Raw genomic sequence first — 8,199 nt, 5'->3', positions numbered from 1 at the left:
GAGCGGGTGGCCAAGCTCACATCGTGGATCGCCGCGATGAACGCCTACCCCCTGGACGTGCTGGAGCGGTACCAGCGCGAGAATCCTTTGGGCGGCGGCGCCGTCCAGGTGAAGGAGGAGCCCAAGCGTGCTCGCTTCCGCCTATTCGGTCGCTGACTACCCGATCGTCCGCCTGCGCAAGTTGCGCCGGCTGCCGCTTCCGGGAGAGGTGCTGGTCGACATCGGCGACCGCGTCCAGCCCGACCAGCCCGTGGCCCGGATCGCGCTGCGTCCCGGCATCCCGTGGGTGATTCCGGTGGCTCGCCTCATCGGCATCCAGCCCGAGCAGCTGCCGCAGGCCATGCTCGTCAAGGTGGGCGATCGCGTCAAGACCAAGCAGGTCATCGCCCGGGGCCTCTCGACGGGGCTGTACGGGCAGAAGGAGTACGAGAGCCCCATCGACGGCGTCGTCGAGGACATCTCGGCGAAGTCCGGGCGCGTCGTCATCCGCGAGGAATTCGGCCGCGAGGAACCGCCCGTCAAGGTCGACGTCGCGTTCGAGATCGGCTGCCGCCCGCGCGAGGTCAAGCAGCACATGGCCGTCAAGGTCGGCCAGGAAGTGAAGAAGGGGGCGATGATCGCCAAGAAGGGCGAGGCGGCCGCCTTCTTCACGAAATGCTGCTACGCGCCCGTATCCGGCGTCATTTCCGAGATCAACGAGCAGACCGGCGTCGTCACCATCGCCCGTCCGTTCAAGGAAGTCGTCGTCCGGGCGTACATCGAGGGCACGGTCGTGGAGAAGATCGAGGGCCGCGGCGTCGTCGTGGAGGCGCCCGCGGTGCGCGTCACCGGCATCTTCGGCCTGGGCGGCGAGCGCCACGGCGTCCTGAGGGTGCTGACGGAGCGGCCGGACCAGCCGCTGACGCCGGATCTCATCGACGAATCGTGCAAGGGGCAGATCGTCGTGGCCGGCGCGCAGGCGACGGACGAGGCCCTCGCCAAGGCGTTGCAGGTCGGCTGCGCCGGGGTGATCGCCGGCACGGCCCACTACCTGAACCTCGTCCGGTCGATGGGCGTCAAGCTCGGCGTCGGCATCACGGGCCAGGAGGACGTCGACATGACGGTGATCCTCATGGAGGGCTTCGGCTCGCTGGCCATGCGGGAGCAGGCTTTCCGCGCGCTCAAGGCGCTCGAGGGGCGGCGCGCCTCCATCAACGGGGCCACGCAGGTCCGCGCCGGCGCCATCCGGCCGGAGGTCGTCGTGCCGTTTCTGGATCACACGGGTCCGGTGGGCGAGATGGCCGCCGCGGACGAGGACCTCGCGGTGGGCCAGCGGGTGCGCATCATCAACGAACCCTACTTCGGCGCCATCGGCACGGTTGTGGCCCTGCCGCGCGAGGACCGGCAGATCGAGACCGAGGCGCGCGTGCCCGTGGTGGAGGTGCAGACGGAGAGCGGCGTCGTCGTCGTGCCGCGCAAGAACGTGGAGCTGTTCTAGGCACCCGTCCTCGTGCCCGCGGTAACGTTTGCCGGCGCTGGGCATCGTACCGGCGGGAGGCGGGAGCATGAAGGATGAAGAAGTTCCGCAGGACGGGGACCGGATCGAGGAACGCATCGGACGCTGGCTCCGGGAACGCGAAATGGAGGTGCCGGCCATCCTCGCGGCGGAAACGATGAAACCCGTCGCCTGGATGCTGGCCCAGGGGGTGCACTTTTTCACCCCGCACCTCGACATCCTGTCCTACCTGCACGGCGCACTGAGAGAACGCAACGTCCAGGCGCTGGCCGGCTTCCTTGAAGACCCGCAGCGGCTGGAGGCGTTCATCCGGTCCATGGAAGACAGCGCGCGCCGCCGTGGCTCGGGAAGACTGCCGCGTCCGGACGGCGCGGATGGAGACGACAGGCCGCGTTGACTTGAAGGAGGAGGTCCTGCATGCCTGCGCCGCAGGGAATGCCGCGCATGCCGCGCGACCCGGACGAGCCGGAGGTCACGCCGGAACGCCGGGACGAGATCTTCGACTGGGCGCTGCAGAAGATCCAGCGGTGGGGCCTGTACACGCCCGCCATTCTGCTGGCGGAGAGCTTCAAGCCGATGAACTTCATCTTCGGCCAGATGGCCCACTTCGCCTCGCCGTTCATCGACATCCTGGGCGGAGGCAAGCTGGGCACTGAGATCGGCTATCTTCTTGAGGACGAGCGCAACATCGAACTCTTCATCCAGCGCGTGGAACAAGCCGCGCGCGCGGAGAACGAGCGGCTCGCGCGGGAGCGTCCGGCGCGGCGCCGCCGGTGGTGGCCGTTCGGCCGCGCCAGGGCATGAAACGGCCGCACGCGACGGGGAGGTGGCGGACATCGAGTCCATTCTGGCCACGGACTGCGGCAGCACGACGACCAAGGCGATCCTGATCGAGAAGGTGAGGGGCGAGTACCGCCTCGTCGTGCGGGGCGAGGCGCCGACGACCGTCGAGGCGCCCTTCGAAGACGTGACGGTGGGCGTGCGCAACGCCGTGCGCGAGGTGGAGGAACTGGCCGGCCGGCGCATCCTGAGCGAGGACGGCATCCGCACGCCGCGCGCGGCCGACGGCAGCGGCGTGGACGCGTACTTCTCCACGTCCAGCGCCGGCGGCGGGCTGCAGATGATGGTGGCGGGCGTCGTCAAGTCGATGACCACCGAAAGCGCGCAGCGCGCGGCGCTGGGCGCCGGCGCCATCGTCATGGACGCGATCAGCATCGACGACGGCCGCAAGCCTCACGAGAAGATCCAGCGCATCCGCGCCCTGCGGCCGGACATGATCCTCCTGTCCGGCGGCATCGACGGCGGCACGATCACGCACGTGGTGGAGATGGCGGAGCTTCTGAAGGCGGCGGAGCCGCGGCCGCGCCTCGGCAACACCTACAAGCTGCCGGTGATCTACGCCGGAAACCGCGACGCGCGGGAGCACGTGCGCCGCACGCTGGGCGACGTCGTCGACCTGCGCATCGTCGACAACCTTCGTCCCGTCCTGGAGGAGGAGCGGCTCGGCCCCGCACGGGAAGAGATCCACAACCTCTTCATGGAGCACGTCATGGCCCAGGCGCCGGGCTACAGCAAGCTCATGACCTGGACGGCGGCCCCGATCATGCCCACTCCGGGCGCCGTGGGGCTCCTGATCGAGACGGTGGCGCGGGAGCGCCAGATCCACGTCGTCGGCGTCGACATCGGCGGCGCCACGACGGACGTCTTCTCCGTCTTCGACGGCACCTTCAACCGGACGGTGAGCGCGAACCTCGGCATGAGCTACTCCATGGCGAACGTGCTCCTGGAGGCGGGCGTCGCGAACATCATGCGCTGGCTGCCCTTCCGCATCGAGGAGGCGGCGCTGCGCAACCGCATCCGGAACAAGATGATCCGGCCGACGAGCATCCCGCAGACGCTGGAGGATCTCATGATCGAGCAGGCGGTGGCGCGGGAGGCGCTGCGCCTCGCCTTCGAGCACCACAAGACGCTCGCCGTCGGCCTGAAGGGCGTGCGGCAGCAGCGGGACATGGGCGAGCTGTTCGATTACCAGCTCTCCGGCCAGACGATCATCGACCTGATGAAGTTGAACCTCCTCATCGGTTCCGGGGGCGTGCTCTCCCACGCGCCGCGGCGCGTGCAGGCGGCGCTCATGATGATCGACGCCTTCCAGCCGGAGGGCGTGACGGAGCTGGCTGTCGACAGCATCTTCATGATGCCGCAGCTGGGCGTGCTCTCCACGGTGAACCCGGAGGCGGCGGCGCAGGTGTTCGAGAAGGACTGCCTCATCCGCCTGGGCACCGTCGTCGCGCCCGCGGGCGCGCCCGCCCCCCGCGGCGGCCCCCCCCCCGCCGCCCGCCCCCCCCCGCCCCCCCCCGCCGCCCCCCCCGCCCAGGGCGGGGCCCCGGGCGCCGGGGGGGGGGCCGCCCCCCCCCGCGGCGGCGGCCCCGCGCTCGAGGCCGTCCTCCGCATGCCGGACGGCTCGACGCGCCAGGAGACGCTGGAGTACGGAGAGATCCGCCTCGTGCCGCTGCCGGAGGGCGCCGCGGCGGAGGCCGAACTGCGCCCGGGGCGCGGGCTGAACCTCGGCGCGGGGCCGGGCAACGTCGTGCGTGCGCGGCTTGAGGGCGGCGTCGTCGGCGTCATCCTGGACGCGCGAGGGCGCCGGCCGTTCGGCCTGCCGGCGGGGGAGGCGGAGCGCATCCGCACCCTGCAGCGGTGGTTCACGTCGCTCGATCTTTACCCGGAGCGGGCACTGGCCCGCCTGGGCGCGTGAGGGGGGACGGCCATGGCCAGCGCGTACACGCCAGGGCTCAAGGTGACCGGTTCCACGCGCATCCGCAAGACGCGCCGCCTGCCCATTCCGGGGGAGGTGCTCGTGCGCGTCGGCGACGCGGTGCGGCCCGACACGGTCGTCGCGCGGGCGCTCCTGCCCGGCAACCCGCAGACGCTGAATCTCGCTCACATTCTTGGCGCCCAGCCGTCCGACATCGCCGACTACATGTTGAAGAAGCAGGGCGAGGCCGTCACCGCCGGAGAGCCGATCGCGCGCTCGCGCGGCTTCTTCGGCCTCGGCGCCCGGGAGGTGCGCTCGCCCATCAGCGGCACCATCGAGCTCGTCTCCACCGTCACGGGTCAGCTCACCCTGCGGGAGCCGCCGATTCCGGTGGAGATCCAGGCGTACATCCACGGCCGCGTCGTCGAGGTGCAGGAGCGGGAGGGCGTCACGGTCGAGACGACGGGCGCCCTTGTCCAGGGCATCTTCGGCGTCGGCGGCGAACGCTTCGGCCCGCTGCGCGTCGTCGTCGACAGCCCCGCGGACACGCTGGACGAGGCGCGCATCCGCCCGGAGCACAAGGGCTGCGTGCTCGTCGGCGGGGCGCTGGTGACGCGCGGCGCGTTGCGCAAGGCGGGGGAGGTCGGCGTGCTGGGCATCGTCGTCGGCGGCGTCGTGGACGTCGACCTGGTCGACTACGTGGGCCACGACATCGGCGTGGCCATCACCGGCGAGGAGGACGTTCCGGCGACGCTCATCGTCACCGAGGGCTTCGGGCCCATGGTGATGGCGGAGCGGACGTTCCAGCTGCTGAAGCGGCTCGAGGGGCGCGAAGCGTCGATCAACGGCGCGACGCAGATCCGCGCGGGCGTCATGCGGCCGGAGGTCATCGTCTCCACGGCCGGCGAGCCGGCCTCCGACGCGGCGTCGGACGAGGCGGCCGCGCTCGACATCGGCACGCTCGTGCGCATCATCCGCGAGCCGTTTTTCGGTAAACTGGGCGTGGTGACCGCCCTGCCGCCGGACCTGACGCCCGTCGAGACCGAGGCCAAGGTTCGCGTCGTGACCGTGCAGCTGCGCGACACCGGCGAGCGCGTGACCATCCCCCGCGCCAACGTCGAGATCATCGCGGGCGCGTAGGGGACCACGGGCGGGCGCGCGTTCGCGCATGGACGAGGAGCGCCACGGGTGGACATGAAGCAGCTGTCGCTGTTTGATGAGGACGTGCCTGCCCCGACGGCTCCGCCGCCGGGGCAGATCGTGCTTCCGCTGTTCGCCGGCGGGGCGGACGCGGCGGCGCCCGCCGCGCAGGAGGCCGCCGCCGTGCGGGAGGCCGCCGCCGCGCGGGAGCCGGCGCATGCGACGGTCGCGGCGCCCGCCTCAGGCGCGCCGGGCCTCGTGGGCGGCGCCGCGGCCGGCCCCGGCGGAGCGGCCGCCGCCGTGCTGCCGGCCGGCGACGCCCGGCTCGCCCGCGCGGCGCGGGCCAGCTCGTTTTACCTGGAGATCGAACGCTTCTCCGATCTCGGTACGCTGCAGGCGTTCGCCATGGGTTGCCAGCGCTGCGGCCTGCGGAGCGGATGCCGGACCGTCGTCTTCGGGGAGGGCGACCCCCACGCGCGCGTCATGCTCGTCGGGGAAGGTCCCGGGGCCACGGAAGACGAACTCGGCCGGCCGTTCGTCGGCCGCGCCGGCGAGTTGCTGGACCGCATCTTGAAGGCGGCGGGCTTCGAAAGGGAAGAGGTCTACATCACGAACGTCGTGATGTGCCGTCCGCCGGGCAACCGCACCCCCACGGACGAGGAGATGGCGGCCTGCCGGCCGTACCTAGAGCGCAAGATCGACCTCGTCAACCCCGCCATCATCGTGGCGCTGGGAAGCACGGCCGCGCGGGCCCTGCTGGGTCCGGACGCGCGGATCACCCGGGTGCGCGGCACGTGGCACGCGTACGGGCCGCGCCGCATCATGCCGACCTACCACCCGGCCGCGCTCCTGCGGGATCCGTCGAAGAAGCCGGCCGCCTGGGAAGATTTCCAAAAGGTGCGGAATGCCTACCGTGCCCTGCGCCGCTCGCACAAGTGGCACCTGGAATAGAGGCGGCTGCGGAACCGCCCCGCGGCGACGGCGTCCGCGAGGCGCAGCGCGCTCACCGCTCCGGGGCCGCGGCGCCGCGCAGCTCTGCTTCAGTCTCGTCCTCAAGGCGCCGCGCGGCCTGCGCCACGTCATCGCGGCTGACCACGCCCTTCGCCACGAGCGCCTCGATCAGCGCCGCAAGCGCCAGGGTATTGCGGTACACGTCGTCCTTCACGTCCGCGAGCGCCGCGCCCAGCCAGACGAGGTCGGGCGCGGGCGCATTCATCCGTGCCATCCTGCCTCATCCTTCCAATGCGCAGAATGGTCCGCCGCCGGCCGTTCTATACCGGGCGTCGCGATCCCGCGCGCTGCGACGCGCGGCGCTCCCGTGGACCCTACGACCGTCGCGCACCGTCGTGGAGCCTTGAACGGTTCCCGGCACCCACGCGCATTCGGAAGCGGTCGCGGCTGGAAGTGCGCGCGCATCGGAGATAGTCTAGGTGGGGTGAAGCGGGACGTGCGTCTGCCCACGGAGGACGACACCCGCCGGCTCGGCGAGGCGCTCGGCGCGACGGCCGAGGCCGGTTGCGCGCTGGCGCTCACGGGCCCGCTGGGCGCGGGCAAGACCACCCTTGCGCAGGGTGTGGTGCGCGGGCTTGGGTACCGCGGCCGCGTCACCAGCCCCACGTTCGGCCTCGTGCGGGAGTACGCCGGGCGGTTGCGCGCCGTCCACCTCGACCTGTACCGGCTGGGCGGAGAAGGCGCCGGGGCGGAAGCGGCCGCGGGGGATGTCGAATGGTTGATGGAGGCCGCCGAAGGAGCCGAACTCGTGATTGTGGAATGGCCGGAGAAAGCGTGGCAGGTGGTGCCGGAGGATCGGCTCGTGATCGCGCTGGAACGAGCGGGCCGGGAGCGGCTCGCGCGCGTCGAGGCGGCCGGGGCGCGAGCCCGCGCGTGGTGGTCGCGCGCTCGCCGCGCCTTCGAAGCCGCCGGGGATGCGGGCGCCGCGGCGCCCGCGCGGCCGTGCGAACCGCCGATCGGGGATGCGCATCATGAGTGAGCGCATCCTCGCCTTCGACACGTCGGGCGCCTCGCTGTCGGTGGCGCTATGGCAGGATGGGCGGGCGGTGTGGCTCTCCACGCGGGAGTTCGCGCCCGGGCGGCCGGAGCACGCGTCCGCCCTCGTGCCGACGGTGCAGCGGGGGCTCGCGGAGTGCGGGTGGACCGTGGCTTCGCTGGACGGCCTCGGCGTCACCGTCGGCCCAGGATCCTACACGGGCCTGCGCATCGGCATCGCCACCGCCAAGGGGTTGGCCCTCGCGCGCGACCTGCCCGTGGCCGGCGTGGGCACGCTGGAAGCGCTGGCGTGGCCCTGGCTGGGCCCGGAGCGCGTGGTGCTGGCCTGGCTGGACGCCCGCCGGGGCCAGGTCTTTGCCGCGGTGTACGCGACGGAGCCCGGCGGCGCGCCGGAGGAGGCGCCCTTGGAGATGGAGGCGCCGGCGCGCCTTCCGGCCGTGGACGCCGTCCAGCGCGCGGCCGAGGCCGCACGGCGCGCGGGCCGGCCCGTGCTCTACGCCGCCGGTGACGGCCACCTGGCCGCGGGCGCCGGCGCGGCGCTGGAGGCGGCCGGACGGCTGGAGCGCGTGTGGCGGCCGCCGGCGCCGGCCCGGGTGTCGGCCGAGGCCGTGGCCGCCCTCGCCGTTCCCCGTTTGCGCTCGGGCGGCGAAGATCCGCTCGCGCTGGCCCCGCTCTACGTGGCGGCGCCGCACGTCGGTCCGGTGCCCGGCCCTGCGCTGGCCGCGGAGGATCCGGCGGACGGCTCCCCGGCCGGGCCTGTCACGTCCGGCACGGACGCGCGCGCATAATGTCGGGAGGCACC

General features: G+C 72.5%; 10 protein-coding genes. 9 read left to right on the top strand and 1 reads right to left on the bottom strand.

The features are described 5' to 3' along the window. The 7 genes from IRZ18_01345 to IRZ18_01315 all read left to right on the top strand — a co-directional run. On the top strand, positions 1 to 156 hold a 156-nt coding region (locus IRZ18_01345), incomplete at its 5' end, for a hypothetical protein (protein ID MBX5475753.1). Next, positions 128 to 1,477, top strand: coding sequence for a hypothetical protein (locus tag IRZ18_01340; protein ID MBX5475752.1), 1,350 nt, complete (start codon positions 128 to 130; stop codon positions 1,475 to 1,477). The genes IRZ18_01345 and IRZ18_01340, both read left to right, overlap by 29 nt. A gap of 67 nt (positions 1,478 to 1,544) precedes the next feature. Further along, positions 1,545 to 1,892 carry a hypothetical protein gene (locus IRZ18_01335; protein ID MBX5475751.1) on the top strand — a complete coding sequence of 116 codons (348 nt, stop codon included), beginning with the start codon at positions 1,545 to 1,547 and terminating at the stop codon, positions 1,890 to 1,892. A 20-nt stretch (positions 1,893 to 1,912) separates the two neighbouring features. Then, positions 1,913 to 2,299, top strand: a complete 387-nt coding sequence (locus IRZ18_01330) for a hypothetical protein (protein MBX5475750.1) — start codon at positions 1,913 to 1,915, stop codon at positions 2,297 to 2,299. A 31-nt stretch (positions 2,300 to 2,330) separates the two neighbouring features. Next, positions 2,331 to 4,250, top strand: coding sequence for a glutamate mutase L (locus tag IRZ18_01325; GenBank protein MBX5475749.1), 1,920 nt, complete (start codon positions 2,331 to 2,333; stop codon positions 4,248 to 4,250). 12 nt (positions 4,251 to 4,262) lie between these two features. After that, positions 4,263 to 5,390 carry a hypothetical protein gene (locus IRZ18_01320; GenBank protein MBX5475748.1) on the top strand — a complete coding sequence of 376 codons (1,128 nt, stop codon included), beginning with the start codon at positions 4,263 to 4,265 and terminating at the stop codon, positions 5,388 to 5,390. 405 nt (positions 5,391 to 5,795) lie between these two features. Then, positions 5,796 to 6,341, top strand: coding sequence for a uracil-DNA glycosylase (locus IRZ18_01315; GenBank protein MBX5475747.1), 546 nt, complete (start codon positions 5,796 to 5,798; stop codon positions 6,339 to 6,341). A gap of 52 nt (positions 6,342 to 6,393) precedes the next feature. Here the strand turns inward: IRZ18_01315 and IRZ18_01310 are convergent, their stop codons facing one another. After that, the gene (locus IRZ18_01310; protein ID MBX5475746.1) at positions 6,394 to 6,606 is read right to left on the bottom strand and encodes a hypothetical protein; all 213 of its coding nucleotides are present in this window, start codon (positions 6,604 to 6,606) and stop codon (positions 6,394 to 6,396) included. 231 nt (positions 6,607 to 6,837) lie between these two features. Here IRZ18_01310 and tsaE point away from each other — a divergent pair, with 231 nt between their 5' ends. Next, positions 6,838 to 7,380 (top strand): tRNA (adenosine(37)-N6)-threonylcarbamoyltransferase complex ATPase subunit type 1 TsaE, encoded by a 543-nt coding sequence (gene tsaE, locus IRZ18_01305; protein ID MBX5475745.1) that lies wholly within the window; start codon positions 6,838 to 6,840, stop codon positions 7,378 to 7,380. Further along, positions 7,373 to 8,185, top strand: coding sequence for a tRNA (adenosine(37)-N6)-threonylcarbamoyltransferase complex dimerization subunit type 1 TsaB (tsaB, locus tag IRZ18_01300; protein MBX5475744.1), 813 nt, complete (start codon positions 7,373 to 7,375; stop codon positions 8,183 to 8,185). The genes tsaE and tsaB overlap by 8 nt, the downstream gene beginning before the upstream one ends. Positions 8,186 to 8,199: the final 14 nt, after the last annotated feature.

It is taken from the genome of Clostridia bacterium (assembly GCA_019683875.1).
Lineage (GTDB): Bacteria > Bacillota > Sulfobacillia > RBS10-35 > Bu92 > Bu92.
The sequence above is the reverse complement of the archived record's forward strand: the minus strand, read 5'-3'. Positions and strand labels throughout refer to the sequence as shown.

Coding starts and splice junctions, on each gene's coding strand:
- IRZ18_01335 (MBX5475751.1), top strand. CDS start 1,545: ATGAAGGATGAAGAAGTTCCGCAGGACGGGGACCGGATCGAGGAACGC.
- IRZ18_01330 (MBX5475750.1), top strand. CDS start 1,913: ATGCCTGCGCCGCAGGGAATGCCGCGCATGCCGCGCGACCCGGACGAG.
- IRZ18_01320 (MBX5475748.1), top strand. CDS start 4,263: ATGGCCAGCGCGTACACGCCAGGGCTCAAGGTGACCGGTTCCACGCGC.
- IRZ18_01315 (MBX5475747.1), top strand. CDS start 5,796: ATGGGTTGCCAGCGCTGCGGCCTGCGGAGCGGATGCCGGACCGTCGTC.
- IRZ18_01310 (MBX5475746.1), bottom strand. CDS start 6,606: ATGAATGCGCCCGCGCCCGACCTCGTCTGGCTGGGCGCGGCGCTCGCG.
- tsaB (MBX5475744.1), top strand. CDS start 7,373: ATGAGTGAGCGCATCCTCGCCTTCGACACGTCGGGCGCCTCGCTGTCG.